Consider the following 25,987-nt stretch of genomic DNA (forward strand, 5'->3'; position numbering starts at 1 on the left):
ACGGCAAAATTACGAGACATGGAAAAACAGATTGTGAGTACCCCCAACGCCCCCGCTCCCATCGGCCCCTACAGCCAGGCAGTCCTGGCCGGAAATATGCTATTCATCTCCGGGCAAATAGCCATTAACCCCGCCACGGGCAACGTGGAAGCTGCCGGTGACATCATCGGGGAAACGCATCAGGTAATGCACAATCTCAAAAGCATCCTCTCCGCAGCCAATATGGACTTCGGTCATGTAGTGAAGACCACCATCCTGCTGAGCGATATAGGCCATTTCGGGCATGTCAACGAAGTATACGGCAAGTATTTTACAGGTGATTTCCCGGCAAGAGAGACCTATGCGGTCAAAACCCTGCCCAAGAATGTCAACGTGGAGATCAGCATGGTAGCGTTCCTGCATTAAGCAGACTGCCCCTTCAGAACACCCAGCTCCTTCCCGATCTTGGTAAAGGCCGCAATCGCCTTATCAAGATGATCCTGCTCATGCCCCGCGCTCAGCTGCACCCTGATCCTTGCCTGACCCTTCGCCACGACAGGATAGAAGAAGCCAATGACATAGATGCCTTCATCCAGCAGCCTGGCGGCAAAGTTCTGGGCCACTACGGCATCATACAGCATGATAGGCACGATGGGATGATCTCCGGGCCGGATGTCAAAACCCGCCTCTTTCATCTTAGCGCGGAAATATTTTGTATTATACTCCAGCTTGTCCCGCAGGGCCGTCGTCTCGCTCAGCATGTCCAGCACAGCAATGCTGGCCCCGGTGATCGAAGGAGCAAGGCTGTTCGAGAAGAGATAGGGACGGCTCCGCTGACGCAGCATTTCAATGATCTCTTTCTTCCCGCTGGTGAACCCCCCGCTGGCGCCGCCAAGGGCCTTGCCCAGCGTGCCCGTGATAATATCGATACGCCCCATCACACCACGGTACTCGTGCGTACCCCTTCCCGTCTTGCCAAGGAACCCGGAAGAATGGGATTCATCAATCATGACAATGGCATCATATTGATCGGCCAGGTCGCAGATCCTGTCCAGCTGGGCGATCGTGCCATCCATGCTGAATGACCCATCCGTCACGATGATCCTGCTGCGGGCGCCCTGCGCAGCTTTCAGCTGCTGCTCCAGGTCCTCCATGTTGTTGTGTTTATACCGGAACCGCTGCGCCTTGCAGAGTCGCACGCCGTCGATGATGGAAGCATGGTTCAGCTCATCCGAGATGATGGCGTCCTGCTCCCCGAACAATGGCTCGAAAATACCTCCATTGGCGTCAAAAGCGGCGGCATACAGGATCGTATCCTCCGTCCCCAGGAAAGTCGCGAGCTTTTGCTCCAGCTCCCTGTGAATATCCTGGGTGCCACAAATGAACCGGACACTGCTCATACCATACCCCCGGGTATCGATAGCCTTATGCGCCGCCTCGATCACCTTGGGATGGGAAGAAAGACCCAGGTAATTGTTGGCGCAGAAATTCAATACTCTTTTATTGTTCACCGTTATCTCCGCCCCCTGGGCACTGGTGATAATACGCTCTGTTTTAAAAAGGCCGGATGCCTTGATCTCTTCCAATTCCGCGGCTATACGTTTGACAAAGGAGGGATTCATAAAGGAGTGTTTTTTTAAGACGCCAAAGGTAAGTAGTTGAGCTCTCATCGATTGTACAACTAAGGGTATTTTTTCCCGAATTGTAACAAATTAATATCTACCTTCGTCTAATAAGAGAAACAGGGCTAACTATGAGATCAAGGACCTATTTTCGTCTTTCCTTTCTGATCCTGGTAACAGCTGCCAGCCTCATTCTTTTTTCCTATTCCCGGAAAAAAGCGGAACCCGATACAGACCGCAGCAGCGAATGCAGCAAATCCTGCGAAAAAAAGTCGCAGACCGAATTCATCCTCTGGGAATCATTTACACGTAACCTATTGTCCGCCAAGGGATAATCCCTTTTTTTACTTTCCTCTTCTTTTTGTAACATTTCCTCCATCCGCCCGTATTACCGGTATGAGCGTAATTTTATCTTTCCCCGACAGCAGCTGCTTATGACTGAGAAAGAATTCAATGATTGTGTCACGAACTACGCGGACAACGTCTATCGGTTTATCCTTAAGAACCTCCGCCATGAAGAGGACGCAAGGGACGTGGTGCAGACCGCCTTCGAAAAGCTGTGGAAATGCCGGGGCGACGTCGAGACAGGCAAAAGCAAATCTTATCTTTTCACCATTGCCTATCACCAGATGATCGACCATATCCGGAAAATAAAAAGAGTGCAGCTGCGGGATGAGTTCAGGGAAGAAGCAAAGATCGGACATTCTCCCGCGCAGGACCTGAAGAAGGTGCTGGAGCGGGCGCTGGCCCGGCTGAATGAAACACAGCGCTCATTGGTGCTGTTAAAAGACTATGAGGGATATTCCTATGAAGAGATTGGACAGATCACGGGGCTCAACGAAAGCCAGGTAAAAGTATACCTGCACCGCGCCCGTATCCAATTGAAAAATTATCTGGTCAGCCTGGAAAACCTAATATAAACTTCATGATCACACGAAATAATTATGAGGAATTCTTTTTGCTGTACGTAGACAATGAATTGTCCCCGGCAGACAGACAGGCCGTGGAAAGATTCGTCGAAGCGCACCCCGATCTGAAGGAGGAATGGGAGCTCCTGCTGCAATGCAGGATTGACCCGGATGATACCCCCGCTTTCCCGGCTAAGGAGCTGCTGCAGCAGCATGAAGACTTCTCCCTGGTCAACCCGGATAATTACGAATCGTGGTTCCTGTCCTATGTAGACGGAGAGCTGGACGAGGCTTCCCGCCAGGCAGTGATCGAATTTGTCCGCCTCCATCCTGAAAAGAACATCGAGCTGCAACGCCTGCAGCTGGCAGTCAATATCCCTGACCCATCCATCGTATTCCCCGGCAAAGAAAGCCTTTACCGAAAGGACGAAAAGAGAAGGATCGCCTGGCTGCCGTTTGCCCGTATAGCCGCGGCAGCACTGGTATTGGGCTTCGTCGGTCTGCAGGTCTTTCATCCTTTCCGGTCCGGCCGGTCCATAGCCGGTAAGCCTTCCCCACAGGCGCCCGTCATTATGAAAGATTCCACGGCTGCAGCAATGGCCAGCACAAACCATTCCACGCAGGCGCCCTTACCAACTCCCTCCGGCGAAAAAACGACTCCCGGCCAACCCATCGTAAAAAAATATCTGGCCGCTGTAACTCCCCGCGCTGCTGATTCGTTACACCTATACAAGCGCCGGCAGACAGGCAACGAAGAAAAAGAAGCAGCCGTTCCGGCGCCAGCGAAAGCAGATCCAACCGTTCCCGTGGTGGCGAAAGCAGACCCGCCCGTTCCGGACAAAGCCACCGCTTCCATAAAGGTTCAGCCGGCGGATAACAACCCCGTCGGCGAAGCGGACCCGGCGGACAAACTGGCCGTCATCGATCCGAAAGCAATTGACCGTACCAGGAATATCCCGGCCACAAAAGTAGCCGCCGGCTCTTTCGCTACCCAGGCCCTGCTGGATCATGCGGTGGCATACACATCGGACGAATCCATGGAGGAGAGAGCTTCTCCAAAGAAAAATAAGTTACGCGGCATCTTCAGGAAGGTGACCAGGGCCCTGGAAAAACCCTCCAGCCGCGCGGAAGATGAAGACCGGAAGGTGCTCATCGGAAGCTTTCAAGTATCATTAAATTAAGATCTCACTAAAAAAAAGGTAATAATATGAGGCGTCTTTTGTCTTTAGCAATCTTATGCCTGTCCCTGTCCGGTCATGCACAGGACACAACCACGACCACAAAAAAGGATACAGTAGCTCCGGCACCCGGCGACACCATCCGCGTCGGCAACCTGATCATCGTCAAAAAAGGAAAAATAGACAAGGAAGACCACGGCACTATTCACGTCTACCACCGGCATAACTCCTACCGCCCCTCCAATATCAGCACCAACTGGGGTATCCTGGACCTGGGGTTTGCTAACTACAATGACCAAACGAATTATTCATCGGCCTCCGCCCAGCAATTCGCACCCGGCTCCACCAAGGACTGGTTCCGCCTTCGAACAGGCAAGTCCGTGAATGTCAATATCTGGATCTTCATGCAGCGCATGAACCTCATCAAGCACGTGGTAAACCTGAAATACGGACTGGGCATCGAACTGAATAACTACCGATATGAGGAAAATATTAAATTTCATACTAATCCGACCATAGTCGTCATGGATACTATCAACTATAGTAAGAATAAATTGGCCGCAGATTATGTAACTGTCCCATTTATGCTTAATTTTAACTTCACGCCGCATAGAAGGCATGACTACGGATTCAGTGTAGGCGCGAGCGTTGGATATCGATACTCTTCCCGCCAAAAATTCAAGAGTAAGGAAACCGGAAAGTATAAGACATTCGACGACTTCGACATGGATCCGTGGAAGATCTCATGGATCGGGGAATTGCAAATGGGATGGCTGAAGCTGTACGGTTCCTATGCCGCCAAAAGTATGTTCCTGAAAGGATTGGACCAGCGGCCCTATACCGTAGGACTACGGTTCGGCAACTGGTGATGATAAGATGCTTATTGCGTGGGGGTTAATTTTCAGACGATCCCCACGCAATAGCAAGAAGCTGAGAATTCTTTAAGAGTTCTCATGTGTAGTAGTAACCGGTGCTATTCTTAGTACCGGTTTTGTCTTTTTTAAGCCTCAAGCGACAAGCTACAAGCCGCAAGCCAGACTTATATAAGACTTAAAAGAACCAACCTTGTAGCTTGCAGCTTGTAGCTTGCAGCTCGCAGCTCGCAGCTATATTGTTAAAGTTTCCCACATTAGAAATAAACCAAATGTCGCGGCCGTTGTCCAAGGGTAAAATTGCCGCAAATGACTTCGAGAAAGATCCTCCTTGGAAGCTTGTTCCTGCTGATCCTTTGTGGATTCAGAGATGCCCGCACACGCACCGCTCACAAACGCTTTTTCCATCCCGACCCCGAAGGGGAAGTATATATCCTGGTGATCAAAAGCAACTATGAGCTGCAAGTCTTTGACAGGCAGGGATGGTACGCCACCTACCCGGCAGTCTTTGGAAATAAATCCCTGGATGACAAGATGATGCAGGGCGACCGGAAAACCCCGGAAGGCATTTTTCACATCGTGAGGAAAAGACCCCATGAAAAATGGGATAAGATCATGGACCTGGATTACCCCACCGCGGCAGACCTGGCTAAGTTCAATGAAAGAAAAGCAAAAGGATTGATCCCCCGGTCAGCCAAACCGGGCGATGGCATCGCCATCCACGGCACCTGGCCGCATGATGAGATGACCGTGGACAATTATCAGAACTGGACCAATGGCTGTATTTCCCTGAAGTGCGAGGACATGGACGAACTGTACGCCATTGCACCCATCGGGACGAAAGTCGTCATTCAACACTAATACCTGATCCAGCTTCAAGCTGCAAGCCTCAAGCCGCAAGCTTGGCTTAATTATGCCCCCTTGTAGCTTGCAGCTTGAAGCTTGTAGCTAGGTGTCACAGGCGCCCCGCCTTTATCTCATCCACCACCCCGGGGTCCAGCAATGTGGAGGTATCTCCCAGGCTGCCGGTCTCTCCCTCCGCGATCTTACGCAGGATCCTGCGCATGATCTTCCCGCTGCGGGTCTTAGGCAGGCCGCTGACGAGCTGGATCTTATCCGGCTTGGCAATGGCGCCAATGATCCGGGCCACCGTCTGCACGATCGCTTGCCGAACATGGACGGGATCGCTCTTATCCCCGTTGAATATGACATACGCATAGATCCCCTGTCCCTTGATATCATGCGGATAGCCTACCACCGCACTTTCCACGACCCCCGTATGCATGTTGATGGCATTCTCTACCTCCGCCGTACCGATACGGTGGCCGCTGACATTCAGCACGTCATCCACCCTCCCGGTGATCCGGTAGTTGCCCTCCGCATCCCGCAAAGCGCCGTCACCCGTGAAATAAAGCCCGGGATACGTGGCAAAATAGGTCTGCCGGCACCGCTCATGGTCTCCGTACGTCGTGCGTATAATGGAAGGGAAAGGAAATTTTATGCAGAGATTGCCGGCCACCGGTTCGCCGGAAGCGCCCCCATGCCACACACCGTCCCTGGCGGCATCGCTGCCCGGAACAGGCTCCCCTTTTTCATCTACCAGCAAAGGCTGAACACCCGGCAAGGGCAGGGTGGCATGCGCCGGCTTATGCGGGGTGATGCCCGCCAGGTTGGAGATAAGGATACCCCCGGTCTCCGTCTGCCACCAGGTGTCTACGATGGGACAACGCCCTTTACCGATGTTCTCATGGTACCAATGCCAGGCTTCCTCATTGATGGGCTCACCCACCGTGCCCAGCACCTTCAGGCTGCTGAGATCCTTGCTTTTCACATAGTCCGGTCCAAAACCCATCAGGCTCCGGATGGCCGTGGGGGCCGTATAAAGGATATTGACCTTGAATTTATCCACGATATCCCAGAATCTGCCGGCGTCGGGGTACGTAGGTATGCCTTCAAAAAGAAGGGTAGTGGCCCCAGCGCTCAGAGGACCATATACAATATAGCTATGCCCCGTGATCCAGCCGATGTCGGCCGTACAGAAATACACGTCGCCCGGCTGGTATTGGAATACGTTGACAAAAGTATAATTGGTGTACACCATATAGCCGCCACAGGTATGCACGACACCCTTCGGCTTGCCGGTCGACCCGGAAGTATACAGGATGAAGAGCATATCCTCCGCCTCCATCGGCTCGGCCGGACATACGGGATTTCCCTGCGTCTCCACTTTCCTGATCTCATCCTCCCACCAGGTATCCCGCCCCTTTATCATGCTCACAGGAACACGTGTACGCGTCAGCACGATCACCTTCTTTACGGAAGGACATTGCACCAGCGCGTCATCGATCACCGATTTTAAAGGAATTCCTTTATTCCCCCGCTGCCCCCCATCCGAAGTGATCACAATATTACATTGCGCATCCTGTATCCTGTCGGCAATGCTTTGCGCGGAAAACCCGCCAAATACCACCGAGTGAATGGCCCCGATACGGGCGCAGGCGAGAACGGCGATGGCCAGCTCCGGCACCATGGGCATATAGATACAAATACGATCGCCTTTCCTGGCGCCATTGTTTTTCAGGACCTGCGCAAACTGGCATACTTTAAAATGCAGCTCCTTATACGTAAGGATCCGGTAATGTTCCTCCGGATCATTCGGCTCCCAGATAATGGCCGGCTGATCGCCTCTTTCAGCCAGGTGCCTGTCCAGGCAGTTCTCAGTGATGTTCAGCTGGGCCCCGGAAAACCATTTCACACGCGGATCCGTGAAATTCCAATCCAATACTTTATCCCACTTGCGGTGCCAGCTGAAATTCCCGGCAATGCCCGCCCAAAACCCTTCCGGGTCCTCGACACTTTTCTTATACTCGGACTGGTACTGCTCCATGGACCTGATCTGGTAGGGATAGCTCATATGACGAACGAAGATTTTTGTAGATAACTGTTTATTAAATTAAGGGCCATAAATTTAGAATTTAATCGTCAACTAATTACATTTACTTTCGCTTTAACGCAAACGATTCCATAACCTTAACGATCATCTAAATAATCATCTAACGATCACATGGCTTCCACATCTGTCACCGGCATCCGCAAGATCATCACCGCCTCCTCGCTGGGAACCCTCATCGAATGGTATGATTTCTACATTTTCGGTAGCCTGGCCACCGTCATCGCCGCTCAGTTCTTTCCCAAAGGCAATCCCACGGCAGCGCTGCTATCTACCCTGGCCACCTTCGCCGCAGGATTCATCGTACGCCCTTTCGGCGCCCTTGTCTTCGGCCGGCTGGGCGATATGATCGGACGGAAATACACTTTCCTCCTCACCCTGATCATCATGGGCGGCTCCACCTTCGCCATCGGGCTGGTCCCCAAATATGAGACCATCGGTTTTGCCGCCCCCCTGATCGTATTGCTGCTCCGCCTTTTGCAGGGTCTGGCCCTGGGCGGGGAATATGGCGGGGCCGCCACCTACGTCGCGGAACATTCCCCTGCCCACCGGAGAGGGTACTTTACTTCCTGGATCCAGACGACAGCTACGGTAGGCCTGCTTGTATCCCTGGGCGTGATCCTCCTCGTCCGGCACCTCCTGGACCAGGACCCGGCCCGCAGCATAGAAAAATTCAACGACTGGGGCTGGCGCATCCCCTTCCTCATTTCCATCGTACTGGTGGGCGTCTCTATCTACATCCGCCTGAAAATGAGCGAATCCCCCCTGTTCCAGCAACTGCGCACGGAAGGGAGGACCTCCACCAATCCCCTGAAAGAAAGCTTCGGCCATAAAGCCAATCTGAAAGTAGTCCTGCTGGCCCTGTTCGGCGCCACCATGGGACAGGGCGTCATCTTCTATACAGGCCAGTTCTATGCCCAGACCTTCCTGGAGAACACCTGCCGTGTCAACTTCGATCAGGCCAAGACCATCCTCATCCTGGCCATCGTGCTGGCCAGCCCCTTCTTCCTGGTCTTCGGCGGATGGAGCGACAAGATCGGGCGCAAATGGATCATGATCGCGGGCATGGCGCTGGCCGTACTGTCCTATCAATTCTTCTTCCGGCAAATGCTGACCATCTCCGACACCAAAGGACGGACCGAGCTGACAGCCGAAAAAGAGATCCGCAGCAATGTAGCCTTCATCGGCGCCACCGGCAACATACTGCGCAGCACTTCCACCATCCGGCATTACGAAGACGGCTTCACCGTCAGCGAAACGCAAAAAGATACGCTATACGCAGGCGGAAAGGCAGGCGCCAGATCAAAGCCCGAGGTGGCCAAAACCCTGGGGACGGCGGATTATTGGAAAATGATCGGCATCGTCTTCATCATGATCATCTATGTCACCATGGTGTATGGGCCCATCGCCGCCTTCCTGGTAGAATTGTTCCCCACCCGCATTCGCTACACCTCCATGTCCCTGCCTTACCACATCGGCAATGGGGTGTTCGGCGGTCTCACCCCCTATGTCGCCCTGCTGCTGACGACCATCAACCCCGACAATAAGCTGGCGGGACTGTGGTATCCCGTCCTGGTGGCGGCGGTCTGCCTGATCATCGGCATGCTGTACATACCCGCTAAATCCCCATCTGCTGAATAACCATTAAAAACAACGCATATGAACACCATAAAGAAGATATTAGGAGTAGCCTGGATCGCCCTGGGGCTGGTGGCGCTCTTTTATCTCATCAGGACCGCCTCCTCCGAGATTGCCCGCAATCCGGTGTCGAGCACAAAGCTCCAATGGGGCATCTTCATCGGTATTTTTATCCCCATCGCCTTCGGCCTGGTACTGTTTGGCTACTACGCCCTGAAAGGAGAATACGGGACCGGGTATGATAAATAGGGGGGATTAACCTATTTTTATGGGGTAAACCACCAGCATGTCGATTGAAATTAAGGACCTTGTAAAGATTTACGGCGAGCAGAAGGCAGTGGACGGCATCTCTTTTAAAGTAGGTCAGGGAGAGATTGTAGGGTTTCTCGGCCCCAACGGGGCGGGAAAATCCACCACCATGAAGATCATCACGGGCTATCTTGGACAGGATGAGGGGGAGGTCACCGTCTGCGGGATCCCTGTTAAACAGCATCCCCTGGAAACCCGGAAGAAAATTGGCTATCTGCCCGAGGCTAATCCCCTGTACCCGGACATGTACGTGCGGGAATACCTGGATTTTATAGCCGATGCCCACGCCGTCCCTGAAAAAAAACAGAAGATCGAATCAGTCATCGCCACCGTAGGCCTCACCCCGGAAAGTAAGAAAAAGCTCGGACAGCTTTCCAAGGGGTACAAACAGCGGGTCGGCCTGGCAGCCGCACTGCTGCACGACCCGGAAGTGCTCATCCTGGACGAACCCACCAGCGGGCTGGACCCCAACCAGATCATCGAGATCCGCGATACCATCAAAAAGCTGGGACAAAATAAGACCGTATTGTTCTCTTCACATATCCTGCAGGAAGTAGAAGCCCTTTGCGACAGGGTCGTCATTATCAATAAGGGCAAGCTCATCGCCGACAGCCCGCTTGGCCAGCTTCGCCTGGACAATCGCACCAACGCCATCCGGGTAGCGTTCAAAGAGGACCTGGAGACTTCCAGGCTGCAGGCATTGAAAGGCGTCACCTCCGTTCGTAAACTGGCCGACCGGGAATGGGAATTACAGGCAGGGGAGGATACCGACGTTAAAAAACAATTGCTGGAGCTGGCTTTGCAAAACAATTGGAACATTGTTTCTTTGCAAAGTGAAAACCAAAGCCTGGAAGAGATCTTCCGGCACCTGACGACCTGATGCCTACGGACTACGCTTACAATCTACCAACCAACACAAAACAAAAAACTACGAACCAACCATGAGCTACATCGCTGACATTCATGCAAGACAGATCTTAGACAGCCGGGGCAATCCAACGGTCGAAGTGGACGTGATCACCGAGAACAACCATCGCGGCCGCGCTGCCGTGCCCAGTGGCGCATCCACTGGGATTCACGAGGCCGTCGAGCTCCGTGACGGGGACAAGAGCACCTACGGAGGAAAAGGGGTGTTGAAAGCCGTTTCCAATGTGAACGATATTATTGCCGACCAGCTGATAGGTTTCCCTGTAAACGAACAGGCTTCCCTGGACGCGCGACTCATTGAAATGGACGGCACAGACAATAAGGGAAAACTGGGTGCCAACGCCCTGCTGGCCGTATCCATGGCTGTAGCCAAAGCCGCCGCCCAGGAAAGCAAGCTGCCTTTATACCGCTACCTCGGCGGAGTGAACGCCACCGTGCTGCCCATGCCCCTCATGAATATCCTCAATGGCGGCGTACACGCCGACAACAAGATCGATTACCAGGAATACATGATCGTTCCCATCGGCGCCGACACCTTCAGCGATGGCCTCCGCTGGGGAGTGGATATCTTCCATCAGCTGAAATCCGTCCTGAAAAAGAAAGGCTACAGCACCAATGTCGGCGATGAAGGCGGTTTCGCCCCGGACATCCAAAGCAATGAAGAAGCCATCGAAACAGTGCTGCAGGCCATCGAGGCGGCAGGCTACAAGGTCGGCACCCAGATCGCCATCGCCCTGGACGCCGCCAGCAGCGAAATGTACAAGGACGGCAAATATAAATTCTATAAGAGCAGCGGCAAGGAGCTCTCCAGCGATGAAATGGTGGCCTACTGGACCAGCTGGGTAAATAAATATCCCATCATCTCCATTGAGGACGGCATGGCCGAAGAGGATTGGGATGGCTGGAAAAAGCTGACGGAAGCCATTGGCAACAAGGTACAGCTGGTCGGGGACGACCTGTTCGTCACCAACACTAAGATCCTTCAAAAAGGCATCGACAGGGGGGTAGCCAACAGTATCCTCATCAAGGTAAACCAGATCGGCACGGTCACCGAGACCATCAATGCCGTACAGCTGGCCCAAACCCACGGATATACCACCATTATGAGCCATCGCAGCGGCGAGACAGAAGATACGACCATCGCCGACCTGGCCGTAGCCCTCAATTGCGGACAGATCAAGACAGGCAGCGCCTCCCGTACCGACCGGCTGGCCAAATACAACCAGCTCATCCGCATAGAAGAAGAGCTGGGTGACAGCGGCATTTATCCCAAAGGAAGGATCAAATTCAAGAAATAATTTGTAGTTTACGGTCCCGGGCGCTCTAAAAGCGCCTGGGACCGCTTTTTATTATGAAGCTTCTCTCCCATATTCCTGCCTGGTTGAAGAACAAATATGTGCTGACGGCTCTGGGATTCACCGTCTGGATACTTTTTTTCGACGCCCGGGACTTCATCACCAGCCATTTCAGGGAAAAAGGAGAGCTGAGAAAGCTGGAAGCAAGCAAGAAGTACTACGAGCAACAGATCGCTACCACCCGGCACGAGCTGGAACAGCTAAGATCCAATCCGGCCCTGCTGGAAAAATATGCAAGGGAAAAATACCGGATGAAAAAGGATAACGAGGATCTTTTCCTGGTCCGGGAAGCCACCCCTCCTGCAAAACACTGACATTTATAGTTTTACACTTTAGGATTACCCTTTCTACCTAATTAATTCCCTTTGGAGGACAATAACGCGTACCCGATAACCGTTTTAATACTGGACGTTTCACTTTTACTGCTTCGGAAAATTTATTAGGACATTAAATGGTTTTGCCTATGACACTCTTTACACCGGAGGATCTTTTGCTTTACTTGTACAAAGAGTCTTCCCCAGAATTGACGGTTGCTATAGAGACAGCGCTCAAGGAAGACTGGATGCTTCGCGAGAAACTACAGGTATTACAATCTTCTGCTGAAGGCCTCGATAAAGTTACGGTATCTCCCCGCACGGAATTGATCCTGAAGATCATGAATTACGCCCGGGAGACAGCTACCGAATCTGTACAGCACTGAACCAACGTTGGATCTCCGGAAAACAGGTTACCGAAAAATATACCCTGTTTCCCGGAAACATCTTATATCTGTCCTTTGGACAACGAACCTCCGGTTCGTTAAGGTTGATCTCCACGCACTGGCCAGAACCGGCAATGCTTACGTGATTTCCCCATAACTTTACGGTCATTGAAATTTGCTGACAATGACCAGAAAGGAACGCTTTCAATTTGTACTGGCCTACTTTTCGGAACACAATCCCGACGCTGAGACGGAATTGATCTACGACAACCCTTACCAGCTGCTGGTAGCGGTTATACTGTCGGCGCAATGCACCGACAAAAGGGTCAATATGACCACCCCCGCGATTTTCGAGCGGTTTCCCACCCCCCAATCCCTGTCTGAAACCACTTTTGACGAGCTGTTTCCGCTCGTGAAAAGCATTTCCTATCCCAACAATAAGACTAAACATCTCATTGGCATGGCAAAAATGCTCGTGGAGAAATTCCATGGGGAAGTACCATTGACGGTGGAGGAGCTGGTGGAATTGCCGGGCGTAGGCCGTAAAACAGCCAATGTCATCACCTCCGTGGTGGACAATCAGCCGAATATGGCCGTAGATACCCATGTATTCCGGGTCTCTGCCCGCATCGGCCTCACCGTGAACGCCAGGACACCTCTGGCAACCGAAAAGCAATTATTGGAGCTCATCCCCCGCGACCTGGTGCATGTGGCCCATCACTGGCTCATCCTGCACGGACGGTATGTCTGCGTAGCCCGTACGCCCAGATGCGAAGTTTGCGGGCTCAGGCCCGCCTGTAAGTATTATAAGAAGGAGGTGGAAGGAAAGATCCCGGCGCCGAAGAAGAAGGATCGCGCCTAGTCTTCGCCGCGCATTCTTTTAAGGATCCACTCGGGGGGAGGGTTTTCGAGCAGGTCTCTTACGGCATCCTCTCTTTTTTTGATAAAGACGGGATCATTATCCAACATTTTACCAAAATCACTTTCAACCACCTTTATAGTGACCCTGCGTTTCAAAATATCATCTTTTTTCCTGGCCTTCATATCACTATAAATTTACCTGATTTTTTTGAAAATGAGAAACGCTTTGTAATTCACCCCCTTTTTAAAGGGCACCCAATCCCTCCCAACTTTACCATATATCTCAAACTCCCGGCCGATCTCATGCCAAAAAGTAGATATTCCCATTTGGTACAGCCTTGTACGGGATGAGGTGCTGCCTTCTATCTTTATGATCGCTTTTGGCCAAAAGCAAATAAAATCCAATATTACTTCTGCAACTGTATGCAACACTCTTAAATGGTCGCTATTATTACTTATTGCCAGATCATTTATTTTCCCCGTTGACTCGTCAAAGTCTCCAAAAGCAAGATTAAAAGCATTTCTGCCTAATTCCGGCGTAGGCTGAAATCGCACCATCTTTCTTATCCGGCCCCTCGGCCCTTCGCTATAAAACCAATAAACAAAGTCTTCTTTGCCTCTCTCCAAATCATATGTTCCCGATTCCATACTTCACGCTTTATCCCATAAAAAAGTGCCGCCAGCAAAACTAGCGACACTTCTTGCCAAAATTTTGGAAACTATTTGCCCAAAACACATTACATTCCCTCTACATCCCGCAGCATTTTTTCTTTTTCTTCTTTTCCTTCTTTATCTTCTTCCCCGCATCACGCCCATCCAGCGGTTTGCCCGCATCCACTCCCATCGCCTGGTACACCGTCTCCTGTATCCTTCCCCGTATGCTCAGGTTGGATAGCCGGGGATTCGTCTCTACCGGATTCACCCTATTCGACAGGAAAATAAAGATCAGGTCATATTTCGGATCCACCCACACACAGGTACCGGTAAACCCCGTATGCCCGAACGTCTGCGCCGAAGCCGACAAACAGGGATACGGCTCCTTCCTCGTTGCATTGTCCTTCTCCGGCTTATCAAATCCAATACCCCGCCGGCTGATGCCACTATGGTATGCCGTAAAATAATCGATCGTCTCCTTCTTAAGAAAACTACGCCCATTGATCGTCCCTCCGTTCAACAGCATCTGCTCCAGGATAGCCAGATCATAGGCATCGCTGAACAGTCCCGCATGCCCTGCCACCCCACCAAACATAGCCGCGCCCGGATCGTGCACATCCCCCCTGATCTGCTGCTGCCGGAATATAGGCTCCAATGCCGTGGGAGCGATCCTGCCCAGTGGAAAACGTTCCCTGGGCTTAAACCCCGACGAACTCATGCCCAAAGGCGCATAATAGGTCTTCCGCACATATTCGTCCAGCGGCATACCGCTGATGGCCTCGACCACCTTCCCCATAAAAATAAAATCATTGTCACTGTACACGTACTTGTCCGGCGGTCCCAGCTTACTCTGCAGTATGCGCGTATACATCGTATCTCTCCAGTCATTCCGCATATACATATTCTCCGCCACCCGGATACCATAAACACTATCCGGCCGGGCAGCATAAAATCCTGGCCGGGGAGCGCCCTGGCGGGCACTGTCGATCGTCTCTTTGTAAAAAGGTATGAAAGCATTCAGCCTTGCCTGGTGCAGCAGCACATCGAAGATCTTCAGCGATGCTTTATCGGTTCCTCTTACCCAGGGCAGATAATCTCCCAGCGTCTTCTGCAGGTCCAGCTTCCCTTCGTCATATAGCTTCATCACCGCCATCGTAGTAGCGCAGATCTTGGTGCAGGAAGCCATGTCATAAAGCGACTCCGTATAAACAGGCTCTGTCTTATCGTAGCTCATGTACCCAAAGGCCTTTTCATAAGCGATCTTCCCACCTTTTGCCACCAGCACCACGCATCCCGGCGCCGCCTGCTTGTCGATGGCTTCCTTGCAGATGGCATCGATCTTGTCCAGCTGGCGGACATCGAACCCCAGGGCCACGGGATCCGCTGCCGGCAGAATAGCGCGGGCCGGAAGGATCCCCGCACCGGCCTTATAACCCTCGCATACGGTGACAGGCAGCTGGCCTTTTGCCGTGAATTTGCCGGCAAGCCAGTCCGCGGCCACGCTTTGTGTGATCTCATCGTCCTCATAACAAGCCACCAGGTTCCTCGCCCCGCAATCATTTTTCAGCGCATAGGGGTTCCCAAATGCCAGTACGACGGACTTGTTTTGCTCCTCCAGCTGCCGCAACAACCAGGCGGCTGACTGACTGATGGCAAAATTGCGGGCAGGCAACCGGGCATAATTGTGGAGCCCGATCACCAATGCGTCATAGCGGTTGCTCAGCAGTTGCAGCGCGGCTGCCGCCTTGACGCTATCCAGCGAATAATCGAAAAGATACACATGCGCATTGTAGTCCGTCCGCAGCCGGCGGCTGAACTCGTTCTCTTCGGTCAACCCCATACCGATGTAAGCGATCTTTTTCTTTTTCATAACAGGACGTGCTCCCATGCCATCCGGCGCGACCAGGCTGTTGACAACAGGCGAGCCCGTACTGGCAGGAGCCTGGAAAGGGAACACTTCTGCATCCTCGTTGCGCAGCAGCGTCAGGGCATTTTCCGCCACCTGCCGCCGCATATGCCTGACTCCTTCATTCAGGTCTTCTGTAAGATGTGCCGTGTCCACGGCCCTGCGGTCCGCCAGCCCGTAATTATATTTTGCATATAGCACCCGCTTTACCTTTGCATCGATGTCCTTCCACTTCAACTTCCTGCTGGCCAGCGCTTCATTGATCTTTGCCAGACTGGTGCCCACGTCGCCCGGCAGGCAGAGCATGTCATTGCCGGCGATCAGGGATTGTACGGAAGCATTCCCGTCAGGATAGAACTTCGCCACTCCTTTCATTTCCAGGGCATCTGTGAAGCTGATACCTTCATAGTGCAGCTTTTTACGCAGCAGCTTCGTCACCGCCTTGTTCGAAAGGGAGGTGGCCTGGTTAGGCGTATTGTCGATGGCAGGAATATAAAGATGCGCGATCATGACGCTTCCCACGCCCGCCTTGAACAGCTCCCGGAAAGGGTAGAGCTCCAGGGAATCCAGCCCCGCCATGCTTTTATTGATCACCGGCAGGTCCAGATGGGAATCTACGGACACATCTCCATGTCCCGGAAAATGCTTGGCGCAGGCCATTACCCCTTCATCCTGCAATCCCTTCATGTATTGTATGCCATATCGGGCCACTTTCAGCTTGTCCTCCCCAAAGCTCCTGTCATTGATGACAGGATTATCCGGATTGTTATTGATATCCACTACGGGCGCATAATTCACCTGTATGCCCATCCGCCGGCATTGGGCCCCCACCAGGCGGCCATATTGATACACCACCGAAGGATCGCTCATCGCGCCCAGCATCATTTGCCGGGGTAATGCGATGACACTGTCCATCCGCATTCCCAGCCCATTTTCCGCGTCTATGCAGAAAAGGAGGGGGGTCTTTGCAATACCCTGAAAATAATTGACCCGGCTGGCCTGCGCCTGCGGCCCTCCCTGGAAGAGACAGATCCCCCCCACATTGTATTTCCGGACGGCCGAATCCACTTCCTTATCATAAAAAAGAGGGCCCCGCGTCACCGGGTCGATGGCCGACATCCGGATCACCATCAGCTGGGTGATCTTTTCATCCGGGGACAAGGTCCTGAAAACGCTGTCAACCCAGCTGTCCGCATTGGCGGCGGGCGGCTCGGCTAAAGGTTGCGCAAAGGCAGCCAGGCTGCCGAAAACAAGTAAAAGGACTGTAAAAGGTATTTTCATATCCGCGAGGTTTCTCCATGCTGGGCCGCCTTATAATTATTAGGCGTAAATTGCAGCACAAATTAAGGTAGAATTGCCAGACATCATCCATTTACTGCCCGATAACATCGCCAACCAGATCGCCGCCGGTGAAGTGATCCAGCGCCCTGCCAGTGCGGTGAAGGAATTGCTGGAGAATGCCGTCGATGCGGGCGCCACGGAGATAAAGCTCATCATCCAGGACGCGGGGAAATCCCTCGTACAGGTGGTGGACAACGGGAAAGGAATGAGCGAGACGGATGCCCGGATGGCTTTCGAGCGGCATGCCACGTCCAAGATCAAAAATATCGACGACCTTTTTCACATCCGCACCATGGGATTCCGGGGCGAAGCCCTGGCCTCCATTGCAGCCGTAGCCCAGGTGGAGTTGAAAACAAAAAGAGAAGAGGACGAAACGGGCACTTGCCTGGAGATCGAAAATAGCCGGGTCACCCGCCAGGAACCCGTCGCCTGCCCCCGCGGCAGCAACATCGCCATGAAGAACCTTTTCTTCAATGTGCCCGCCCGCCGCAACTTCCTGAAGAGCAATGCAGCGGAGATGCGCCATATTGTGGACGAGTTCACACGGGTGGCGCTGGCCTTCCCCGCCGTCTTCTTTTCCCTCAGCAGCAATGGACAGCAGCTGATGCACCTGGAAAAAGGCAGTCTGAAACAACGCGTGGTACAAATATTGGGCAGCGCACACAACGCCAAATTGGTATCTGTCCAGGAAAATACTGACTACCTCAACATCTATGGATTTGTCGGCAAGCCCGAGACAGCCCGCAAAACAAGAGGAGACCAGTACTTCTTCGTCAACCAGCGTTTTATCCGCAGCGCCTACCTCAATCATGCCATCATGAACGCGTATAGGGATATGATCGCCCAGGACAGCTTCCCCCTATACGTCCTCTTCATCGATCTTGACCCGGCGCAAGTAGACATCAATGTGCATCCGACCAAACAGGAGATCAAGTTCGAGGACGAAAAGATCGTCTACGCTTTTGTCCAGGCGGCGGTAAAGCACTCCCTCGCACAATTCAGCGTTACCCCTACGCTCGACTTCGACCTGGACCCTTCCATCCAGGGGCTCGATGCAGTAAGCAAGCCCGTTAGCGACGAGAAAAAAGCGGCCGTCACCTCCTCTTCCCTTTACCAGACCTTCACGAAGAAGAACCAGGCGCATTTTATCGAGCCCTCGCAAAAAAGCGAGCTGAAACACTGGAAAGACTTTTACGAAAAGCCATCCACGCCTGCCAAGCCCGGCGAACCTGCGCCTGCAAGGACCGAAGGACCTGCTCATTCCCAGGCCGCCCATACGGACATCCCCGGGCTGGCCGAAGCATCCTCCATTCATAGGGTGTCAGCTCCGGAGGAAGCGCCGTCGCTTCCCGGCATGCCCCGGCCCGGTAATAAGATCGCACCCATCGAAGGGGCCCCCCTCCAGCAGCTGCTCAATACCTATATCGTAACGCCAACCAACAGGGGTTTTATCCTGATACATCAGCAGGCAGCCCATGAAAGAGTACTATATGATCGCTATGCCGCCGCAGCAGCAGGTAAAGGGATCCCCAGCCAGAAAAGCCTGTTCCCTGCGACCCTCCAGCTATCTCCTCCGGATGCCATCCTCCTGCAGGAACTGGCCCCCGACCTGCAGATCCTGGGCTATCAGATAGAACCTTTTGGAAAAGACAGCCTCATCGTACAGGGCACTCCGGCAGATACAGGCCAGGGCAATGAAAAAGCAATTCTGGAGCTCCTCCTGGAGCAATTCAAACATTTCACCAGCGACATGAAATTCTCCCGCCGCGAAAAGCTCATCCGCAGCATGGCCAGACAGCAGGCAGTCAAAGCCGGCCAATCCCTGGAAGATTCCGAAATGAAGGCCCTGGTAGAAGGGTTATTCGCCACCCAACAGCCCAATGTCACCCCCGGGGGAGAACCCACGTATATCGAATTCAGAAAGGAATACGTGGAGAAGCTATTTGGGAGATAGCTTTTTCTTCCGGCCATCCCATAAAATATAACGGAGATACACCTGGATAGAACTATTCCTCGACTGGGACACCTGTGTGTCAGAGAGCCTGACATCAATGAAATTGCTGAGCGCTCGGTTGTAACGGGCGCCGATAATGAACTTTTTATAGGTATAGCTCAGGTCAAGCAGCAGCCGCCATTCATTCGTCTTCATTTTCTGATAGGTCGTGTCATTTTTAAAGCTTTGCACTTTCGACGTTTTGACAGTATCCGCGCCGGTGCTATAGCGGGGTAAAGCCTTATCCTGGAAAAGCCCAACGCCATTTGTCAACCTTGAATATTGAAGACCTGCCCCCACGTAAAAATTAGAGAACGGACTAAAATGAACGCTCAATGGCACATTGAAATAAAACAGCTTTTTGATATAGAGGACGCTTTGAAGCTTTGCGGTGGGGATCGTCGTCGTATCCACCTTCGACTCGCTGGCCAACAGGTCCTTCTTCGTATACTGAGGCGTATTGAATTGCGCTTCCAGCTGGACAAAAAGCTTTTTATTAAAGTAATAACGGATCATCGGTACAGGGATATAATCGCGTATCCCTCCCGTAGTGCCGCTGGAATTATAGTTCGATCGCTCCTGCTGCCCCACCGTAAAGAATTGGTTGAGGCCAATGCCCGCTACCCATCCTTTATAATTGGCCCGCATGCTGTCGGCCTTCTTCCCGGCCGCAGCCACACTATCAGCCTTTTTTTGCGCCAGCATCTTTTTAGCCACCGTCTTTTTGACGAGGACGGCAGTATCCATATTGCTCCTCCTGGCGGCCGGATCACCAACTTTGAAGCCCCCGCCCGCCGTATCGTCAGGCTTCGCCGGCCGGACAGGAAGGGGAGCTACCCCCCCGGGGTCCTTACCTTCCGCTGCATCGACCCTCTTCCCGGCAATGCCTCCGGCCAGTTCATCTTCCAGGCTCCTTTCGTTCTTTCCCGCGGGAGCGCTCTTTATTTTTTCCCCCCTGACTGGCCTCTTCTTTTTCCTTGCTGTGATCCTTTCCGATCTCTTCTTTTCTGTGGCGCCGGATACATTATCTCCAGGTGTACTGCCCCCTTTCTCCTCTATCTCTCTGTTACTGCCTGGCTCTTCCCCATTTGCGCTCCTGCCCACTATCTTCTTCCTGTTCACATCACTTCCCTCTTTTCTCCGGCTTGCTCTATTTTCTTCTGCCTCCTTCTTTCTATTACTCCCTGCATGTTTCTCTTTTGAGGCGACCCCCACCATCTTTTCCGCCCTTGTATCATTTTCTGCTGTCTCTCTGTTTATGTTACGCCCGTCATGCTCCCTACTGCCCGTCGTCCGCTCATTCCCCGCCACGTTTCCTTCCTTCCCCCGGCTTCTCCTGTTCTCCTCCTCGTCCCCCTGTAATTCCCCGCTGGCAGTCTTCCCTTTTCCCTCACTACTATCTCTCATCGCCTTGCTTTCCCGGCCCTTACCATCCCTTCCACTTCCACCCAACCCTATATACCTGTGCAAACGCCCCGGGCAATTACAAACCCCGATCAGCAGTAACAACAGGATGATCAGCAATAACCAACGCCGCCGGTCCCTCTTCCCACGATCAGGCATTTCCTCCTCCAGCAAGCCTTCCATGGCTTTCCAGGCATCATTCATCTCCGGAACCGGGATGTCCTGCAGCTTGTCAGCCCATGGATTTATATGGTCATGCCTTTCCATCATGGGTTGCTTTCCATAAGGTTAACAAGTACTTTTAGCTGTTTCCTTGCTTCACTAAGATGCCACCGGCTGGTGCCCTCGCTGATGCCTAACAGAGTCCCAATCTCGCGGTGATTGAACCCATCCACAGCATACAGGTTGAACACGAGCCCGGTGGCATCCGGCAGCTGACGGATCAATTTCAGTAAAGCTTCTCCGCTGAACTTATTCAGCGCTTCGTTATCGATGGCGGGCTCCTCCGTTCCGGCCGGTAATCCTTCCGTATCCAGATAGGCCCGCTGCTTGCGCAGAAAATCGATCGCCGTATTGATAATGATCCTTCTGATCCATGTATAAAGGGACGCTTTGCCCGCCTCATAAGTTCCGATATGCTTAAACACCTTTAGAAAACCGTCATTCATCACTTCCGTCGCATCCTGGCCATTCCCCGTATACCGGACACAGAGGGTCATCATCGCATGGTAGAACTTCTTGTACAGTTGCTCCTGCGCTTTACGGTCGTTCTTCTGACAACCCCGGATCACTATTTGTATGTCGTCCTCCCCGGATGGCAATGGTAGAATTGATCGGCTCTTGTTACGAAATGTTCATTATAGCTTCTGGATCCTGCTTTGCTTGGTTATCCCACCATACTGTACCTGCACATAATAAATGCCCTTCGGAAGACTGGCCGTAGGCAAAGTGATATGGTTCGTGCCCGCATACCCCTCCTGCTTCCTGACAAGCACCAGGTGACCCATGCTGTTGAATATGTTGATATTGATCATATGCCGCTCATCCAGCTGCACGTCCAGGAACGTCTGGCCCGGCGCCGGGTTGGGATAAGCGACTATAGAATTATTGCCCCCATTGCCAAGACTGTCGATACAAACCAACTGTTGCGTAATACCATAGCAGCCCGACGCCGTCGCTGTATACAATGTAACATAGTAGCAGCCCGTATCCGTGAAAATATGCGTGGGTTGCTGCCCATGCAGGATCACCGTGTTCAGCGAGTCATTGGTTCGCCAGATCACCCAGGTAAGCGAATCGGACACCGTGCTGTCCTGGGCGACGAAAGTCACCTGGCCGGGATCAGCGGGATGGTGGAAATAGAAAAAGGGAACATTACAGCTAGGCCTTCCCGTCACATGCACCGAATCGGCGGTGAAAGAAATGCAGCTGTCGGTTCCGTTATATCCATAAAGCCGGAGTGTTACAATATAGGTTCCGCCAAACGGGTAGGTATGGACAGGTTGGCTGCCGAATGCGGCCCCCCCGTCTCCGAAAGTCCAGTAAAAAGTATAGTTATTGGGACTGGCTGTAAAATGCACCGTCTGCGGATCGATGGAATCCACACTATAATGAATGACAGGCGATACCGCGCAGCCGCTCGACACGTCGATCGACTGGCAGGCGGAAGAGGTGCAGCCCGAGGCGGTATGCAGGCGGGCGCAAATGGTATAATGTCCGGAAGCCAGGGTCCGGTTCAGCAGGCTGTCGCCTGTTCCCACCAGCGTATCATTGATATACCATCTGATCGTATCCGTAGACGATCCGGAAGCGCTGGCAAAAAAGTTATATATATGTGAATTTCCCGCGGAATCACCCTGTATATACAGGTAGATAGGACAGGAAGGAGCTGCGTTGACAACCACATACTGCGCGGTAGAATCAAAACAGCCGGCGCCCGTCGAATCCCTGATAACATGTACGACCCGGTAGGTGCCATTCTGCTGGTAAACATGTACGACAAATGAATTGTTCCTGCTGAAACCCGTACCATTCCCATCCCCGAAATACCAGTAATGCTGAATATTGGGCAGGGTATCCTGGGCCCGGAAGCTGACGGCGGTCCCGGCACTGGTATATGCCTGGAATTGAGCCGTACAGGAAGAGCTGTCCTGGCCCCTGACGGACAACAGACAGCAAAAGAAAAAAGCGGTGATCAGCGTGTAAAATTTGTTTTTCATATAGAAAAGTTTAAGGGAAGCCGGAAAAATAGGACGGCCTCTCCTTAACACGTACGGGTACAGGAAAAACAACGTTGGGTTCCCGGGTCAATATTTTTCCCGGATCCCCTCCAGGAAATGCTCCATCTTCCTCCGGACGGCCGGATCGCTGTGGTTGTTGATCAGGATGGAAAATATCAGCAGGTGATCCTTTTGAGTGATGAGGAAGCCGCTGAGGGCCACGACCCCGGTGAGACTCCCCGTCTTGGCATAAATATAACCGCTGTCCTTTTTATAATAGCTGGACAGGGTGCCTGTCCCGCCCGTGGGAAGGATGCCTTTCAGCCTGGGCAGGCCGAACTCGTCCTTCATCTTATTCAATAGCCAGACAAAGTCCCGGGGCGTGAACAGGTCATTGCGGCTGAGACCGCTGCCATCCACCCAATACGGCCGTTGCGGAAGGTCTTTCAGGTCGGATCTTAATAAGGTGTCAATGATCCGGGCTTCATTCATCCTCCCCAGCCTTTCATTACTCACCATCAGCAAGGTTTGCTCGGCAAAAAAATTATCGCTGCGATACATCATGGGCCGGAACAGGCTGTCGACAGGACGGCTATGGATGACATGGAGCAACGGATCATGCGCGCCTCCCGGAACAACGTCGCTGCGATGATCAGGCCCGGGCAGCTGATGCCGGGTAAAAACAGCCCGTCCCACCGTATCCTTCAGCAGGACGGCAGCCGAGGCCGTACCTTCGGTGATAAAAGGGACATCCTGGGTCTTTTGCTTTTCCTTTCCTTCCGTGATCTCGAAAGCATTCCTGTTCAGGTCCCTTTCCACATAAAAAGACTTCTTCATCGTGTCCGGCGAAAACCGCACTTCCCAGCTGATGTCCGGTATGGTGTAAAAGGATGCCGAGGTAGTATCCTCCACCCAGCGAATGACGTTGCCATATACTGGCAGGGCGCTTCTTTCCGGCATATAATCATCATTGTAATCATCCCAGGCCCAACCCCTGCCAAGGGGCTTCTCCTGCCAATTGGCGTCTGTAAGCCACAGCGGCTTTTTTGTCCGCTTTAAAAAGTCCATCACAGGTTGGCTGGAATAAGCAGGATGGAGGAAAGAAGGGTCCCCGGCAGGCACCAGGAAGATAGCCGTGTCCGTCTCCCGGTAACGGACCCCTACCAGCGAATCCCCCAGGTACTTCAGGCCCGCATATAAAGAAAAAAGTTTTGTATTGCTGGCCGGTATGAAATATTTATTGCTCTGTTGCTCGTAAAGATAGGTTGCACTGGCAGGATCATAGAGACAGATTCCCACTTGCGCGGATTCCAACCCGGCCTGGGAGAATACGGACTTCGCGGAAGAGCGGATAGAACGTGCCGGAGAACAAGCCTGGCCCAACAGGACCGCCATCAGGATGAAAGGGACATGCTTCATTCCTCAAACCTACCTAAAATCGCCCACATTTGCCCCTGTCCTCTTACTGAAGTCCCCCATGACAACGAAGCGTAATGCCATTGATATAGCCGTTAGCAATGATACCCCGGATCGCGGCCGCCACTTCCTCCGCACGCCCGACCCTGCCCACATGCACCCTGCCGCCAAAGTCGCTGAACACCTGCTGCTTAGCTGCTGCCGGCAGAAAATCCCACCACGGCGTATCGATGACGCCGGGAGAGACCGCATTTATTCGGAGTGGTTTCAGCTCCGCCGACAAAATGGGGATCATTATTTCCAGAGCGCCATTGATTGCGGCCAGACCGGATGCACCCGGCAGCACAGACCCCGCACTGGCGGCGGTCACCAGCGTAACGCTCCCCGCGGGATCCATATATGGCAGCGCCGCCTGCAGCGTATGCAGCTGTGGCCAGAACTTACTGTCAAACCCTTCCTGCAGCTCCTGTAAAGACAGCTCTTTGAACATCCCGCCGCCTTTACCCCCGCTGACCGCAAGGACAAGGTGATCCACCCCTCCCGCCGTGCTGAAAAAGGTATCCAGCGACGCCCGGTCACGCGCGTCCAGCGCCACTGTCTTTACGCCATCAACACTGTCTTTCAGCGATTGTAATTTCGAGACGTCACGGCCCAATACGGTGAGAGAGGCCCCTTCTTCCGCCAGTATTTTTGTCAATGCCAATCCGATGCCGGAACTGCCGCCGGCAATCACGATCCTGCTTTTACTTAATGTAGTCATCTTGTATTTTTTATACAAATTTCCTATAAGCCGCGCGGCTTATCCCTACCCGTATCATGCAGGTGATTGACCCGATCATGCATTCTTGTATTCCAGGGGCGTTTTACCCGTTCCTTTCTTAAAAAAACGATGAAAAGAGGACGGTTCACTGAATTGCAGCCGCCAGGCGATCTCTGCAACGGGAAGATCGGTGTATTGCAAAAGGCTTTTTGCTTCGAGCAGGATCATCTCTGCGATATGGGCGGACGCCGTTCGTCCGGTGACCTCTTTCACCGTACGATTGAGGTGGTTGGGTGTGACATATAACAAACGTGCATAATCAGCCACCTGCTGCCATTCCAGGTAATGCTGCCCCACCAGCTTCCTGAACTTCATCACCAGCGCTGTAGCTTCAGGCACGCCGCTGTAGGAGCCCAGCTGCTGCTCCTGGTAGCTTCTCTTCAATTCCAGCAACGCGAGGTGAAGGTAAAGCCGGATCGCCGTCTCTTTTTCCGGCTTGTGCGCTTGCAGCTCCCGGTTGATCGACAGCAGCAAGGTCTCTATTTGCCGGACGGCGGAAGGGCTCACCTGGAAAAAAGGCACCCCGGAGTAATTGAAAAAAGGAAACTCATCGGCTATCTCCCCGGCCGCAACCAGGGGTTCCAGGAAGGTGGGGTTGAACATCAGGTAATAGCCAAAGATGTCCTTGCTGATATTGGACTTGGAAAATATCTGATTGGGATACGTACAATTCACCGTACCCGGCTGATGGGTGTAATGCTCCAGACCCAGCTGAACATCGCAGCTACCCCGTAACGTTAGCCCGATGCGGTAGAATTCACTGCGAAGAGGGCCCATGCTGCTGGTAAGTCCCACACTGGAATATAGCTCGAAATCTTTTATACGCAGGGAGGCCTCCAGCTGATGGTAACCGAAAGCCGGCGCCGGTTCTGACGTGCGGTGGATGGAATGATACCGCTCATCCAGCTTGTATTGAGGTATTTCCCGCTTCATAA

At 52.8% G+C, this 25,987-nt stretch carries 25 protein-coding genes; 14 read left to right on the plus strand and 11 right to left on the minus strand.

Annotated elements, in window-relative coordinates:
- Positions 1 to 18 precede the first annotated feature (18 nt).
- A complete protein-coding gene (locus Q4E93_RS26765) occupies positions 19 to 405 on the plus strand; it encodes a RidA family protein (RefSeq protein ID WP_303590615.1) in 387 nt (128 codons plus the stop codon).
- Here Q4E93_RS26765 and kbl read toward each other — a convergent pair.
- Entirely contained in the window at positions 402 to 1,601 is a 1,200-nt protein-coding gene (gene kbl, locus Q4E93_RS26770; protein WP_303590617.1) for a glycine C-acetyltransferase, read from the minus strand. The two genes, Q4E93_RS26765 and kbl, sit on opposite strands and share 4 nt — an antisense overlap.
- 131 nt (positions 1,602 to 1,732) lie before the next feature.
- Between kbl and Q4E93_RS26775 the strand changes: the two genes are divergently transcribed.
- From Q4E93_RS26775 to Q4E93_RS26795, 5 genes are all read left to right on the plus strand, one after another.
- Entirely contained in the window at positions 1,733 to 1,936 is a 204-nt protein-coding gene (locus Q4E93_RS26775; RefSeq protein ID WP_303590619.1) for a hypothetical protein, read from the plus strand.
- A 99-nt stretch (positions 1,937 to 2,035) separates the two neighbouring features.
- Positions 2,036 to 2,521, plus strand: coding sequence for an RNA polymerase sigma factor (locus Q4E93_RS26780; RefSeq protein ID WP_303590621.1), 486 nt, complete (start codon positions 2,036 to 2,038; stop codon positions 2,519 to 2,521).
- A 5-nt stretch (positions 2,522 to 2,526) separates the two neighbouring features.
- Positions 2,527 to 3,690 (plus strand): hypothetical protein, encoded by a 1,164-nt coding sequence (locus tag Q4E93_RS26785; protein WP_303590622.1) that lies wholly within the window; start codon positions 2,527 to 2,529, stop codon positions 3,688 to 3,690.
- 38 nt (positions 3,691 to 3,728) lie between these two features.
- Positions 3,729 to 4,556, plus strand: a complete 828-nt coding sequence (locus Q4E93_RS26790; RefSeq protein ID WP_303590624.1) for an outer membrane beta-barrel protein — start codon at positions 3,729 to 3,731, stop codon at positions 4,554 to 4,556.
- Positions 4,557 to 4,868: 312 nt separating this feature from the next.
- The gene (locus Q4E93_RS26795) at positions 4,869 to 5,420 is read left to right on the plus strand and encodes a L,D-transpeptidase family protein (RefSeq protein WP_303590626.1); all 552 of its coding nucleotides are present in this window, start codon (positions 4,869 to 4,871) and stop codon (positions 5,418 to 5,420) included.
- 94 nt (positions 5,421 to 5,514) lie between these two features.
- On the opposite strand, the gene acs is transcribed toward Q4E93_RS26795, so the two are convergent.
- Positions 5,515 to 7,473, minus strand: a complete 1,959-nt coding sequence (gene acs, locus Q4E93_RS26800; protein WP_303590628.1) for an acetate--CoA ligase — start codon at positions 7,471 to 7,473, stop codon at positions 5,515 to 5,517.
- Between the two features lie 150 nt (positions 7,474 to 7,623).
- On the opposite strand from acs, the gene Q4E93_RS26805 reads away from it, so the two are divergent.
- From Q4E93_RS26805 to nth, 7 genes are all read left to right on the plus strand, one after another.
- The gene (locus Q4E93_RS26805) at positions 7,624 to 9,150 is read left to right on the plus strand and encodes an MFS transporter (protein ID WP_303590630.1); all 1,527 of its coding nucleotides are present in this window, start codon (positions 7,624 to 7,626) and stop codon (positions 9,148 to 9,150) included.
- Between the two features lie 18 nt (positions 9,151 to 9,168).
- The gene (locus tag Q4E93_RS26810) at positions 9,169 to 9,396 is read left to right on the plus strand and encodes a DUF6814 family protein (protein WP_303590632.1); all 228 of its coding nucleotides are present in this window, start codon (positions 9,169 to 9,171) and stop codon (positions 9,394 to 9,396) included.
- Positions 9,397 to 9,433: 37 nt separating this feature from the next.
- The gene (gene gldA / locus Q4E93_RS26815) at positions 9,434 to 10,336 is read left to right on the plus strand and encodes a gliding motility-associated ABC transporter ATP-binding subunit GldA (RefSeq protein WP_303590634.1); all 903 of its coding nucleotides are present in this window, start codon (positions 9,434 to 9,436) and stop codon (positions 10,334 to 10,336) included.
- A gap of 61 nt (positions 10,337 to 10,397) precedes the next feature.
- A complete protein-coding gene (eno, locus tag Q4E93_RS26820) occupies positions 10,398 to 11,681 on the plus strand; it encodes a phosphopyruvate hydratase (RefSeq protein ID WP_303590636.1) in 1,284 nt (427 codons plus the stop codon).
- 53 nt (positions 11,682 to 11,734) lie between these two features.
- A complete protein-coding gene (locus Q4E93_RS26825) occupies positions 11,735 to 12,052 on the plus strand; it encodes an FtsB family cell division protein (protein ID WP_303590638.1) in 318 nt (105 codons plus the stop codon).
- Positions 12,053 to 12,201: 149 nt separating this feature from the next.
- Positions 12,202 to 12,438, plus strand: a complete 237-nt coding sequence (locus tag Q4E93_RS26830; protein WP_303590640.1) for a hypothetical protein — start codon at positions 12,202 to 12,204, stop codon at positions 12,436 to 12,438.
- 184 nt (positions 12,439 to 12,622) lie between these two features.
- Entirely contained in the window at positions 12,623 to 13,300 is a 678-nt protein-coding gene (gene nth, locus Q4E93_RS26835; RefSeq protein ID WP_303590642.1) for an endonuclease III, read from the plus strand.
- Here the strand turns inward: nth and Q4E93_RS26840 are convergent.
- The 3 genes from Q4E93_RS26840 to Q4E93_RS26850 all read right to left on the minus strand — a co-directional run bounded on the left by Q4E93_RS26840 (position 13,297) and on the right by Q4E93_RS26850 (position 17,140).
- On the minus strand, positions 13,297 to 13,482 hold the full coding sequence (locus Q4E93_RS26840; protein WP_303590644.1) for a hypothetical protein: 186 nt from the start codon (positions 13,480 to 13,482) through the stop codon (positions 13,297 to 13,299). The genes nth and Q4E93_RS26840 overlap by 4 nt on opposite strands.
- A gap of 12 nt (positions 13,483 to 13,494) precedes the next feature.
- The gene (locus tag Q4E93_RS26845; RefSeq protein ID WP_303590646.1) at positions 13,495 to 13,947 is read right to left on the minus strand and encodes a DUF6934 family protein; all 453 of its coding nucleotides are present in this window, start codon (positions 13,945 to 13,947) and stop codon (positions 13,495 to 13,497) included.
- Positions 13,948 to 14,047: 100 nt separating this feature from the next.
- Complete coding sequence (locus tag Q4E93_RS26850) at positions 14,048 to 17,140, minus strand: serine hydrolase domain-containing protein (protein WP_303590648.1); 3,093 nt, start codon at positions 17,138 to 17,140, stop codon at positions 14,048 to 14,050.
- A gap of 73 nt (positions 17,141 to 17,213) precedes the next feature.
- On the opposite strand from Q4E93_RS26850, the gene mutL reads away from it, so the two are divergent.
- Complete coding sequence (gene mutL, locus Q4E93_RS26855; RefSeq protein ID WP_303590650.1) at positions 17,214 to 19,154, plus strand: DNA mismatch repair endonuclease MutL; 1,941 nt, start codon at positions 17,214 to 17,216, stop codon at positions 19,152 to 19,154.
- Here mutL and Q4E93_RS26860 read toward each other — a convergent pair.
- From Q4E93_RS26860 to Q4E93_RS26885, 6 genes are all read right to left on the minus strand, one after another.
- Positions 19,140 to 20,867 carry a porin family protein gene (locus Q4E93_RS26860; protein ID WP_303590652.1) on the minus strand — a complete coding sequence of 576 codons (1,728 nt, stop codon included), beginning with the start codon at positions 20,865 to 20,867 and terminating at the stop codon, positions 19,140 to 19,142. The genes mutL and Q4E93_RS26860 overlap by 15 nt on opposite strands.
- Positions 20,864 to 21,418 carry an RNA polymerase sigma factor gene (locus tag Q4E93_RS26865; protein WP_303590654.1) on the minus strand — a complete coding sequence of 185 codons (555 nt, stop codon included), beginning with the start codon at positions 21,416 to 21,418 and terminating at the stop codon, positions 20,864 to 20,866. The genes Q4E93_RS26860 and Q4E93_RS26865 overlap by 4 nt, the downstream gene beginning before the upstream one ends.
- A gap of 36 nt (positions 21,419 to 21,454) precedes the next feature.
- Positions 21,455 to 22,816, minus strand: a complete 1,362-nt coding sequence (locus Q4E93_RS26870) for a T9SS type A sorting domain-containing protein (RefSeq protein WP_303590656.1) — start codon at positions 22,814 to 22,816, stop codon at positions 21,455 to 21,457.
- Positions 22,817 to 22,903: 87 nt separating this feature from the next.
- Positions 22,904 to 24,235: a D-alanyl-D-alanine carboxypeptidase/D-alanyl-D-alanine-endopeptidase gene (locus Q4E93_RS26875; RefSeq protein ID WP_303590657.1), complete on the minus strand. Its 1,332-nt coding sequence runs from the start codon at positions 24,233 to 24,235 to the stop codon at positions 22,904 to 22,906.
- Positions 24,236 to 24,278: 43 nt separating this feature from the next.
- Positions 24,279 to 24,992, minus strand: a complete 714-nt coding sequence (locus Q4E93_RS26880; protein WP_303590659.1) for an SDR family oxidoreductase — start codon at positions 24,990 to 24,992, stop codon at positions 24,279 to 24,281.
- Positions 24,993 to 25,067: 75 nt separating this feature from the next.
- A complete protein-coding gene (locus tag Q4E93_RS26885) occupies positions 25,068 to 25,985 on the minus strand; it encodes a helix-turn-helix domain-containing protein (RefSeq protein ID WP_303590661.1) in 918 nt (305 codons plus the stop codon).
- Positions 25,986 to 25,987 lie beyond the last annotated feature (2 nt).

The sequence above is a fragment of the Flavitalea plasmicola genome, assembly GCF_030546645.1.
In the GTDB taxonomy this organism is placed as follows: Bacteria; Bacteroidota; Bacteroidia; order Chitinophagales; family Chitinophagaceae; genus Puia.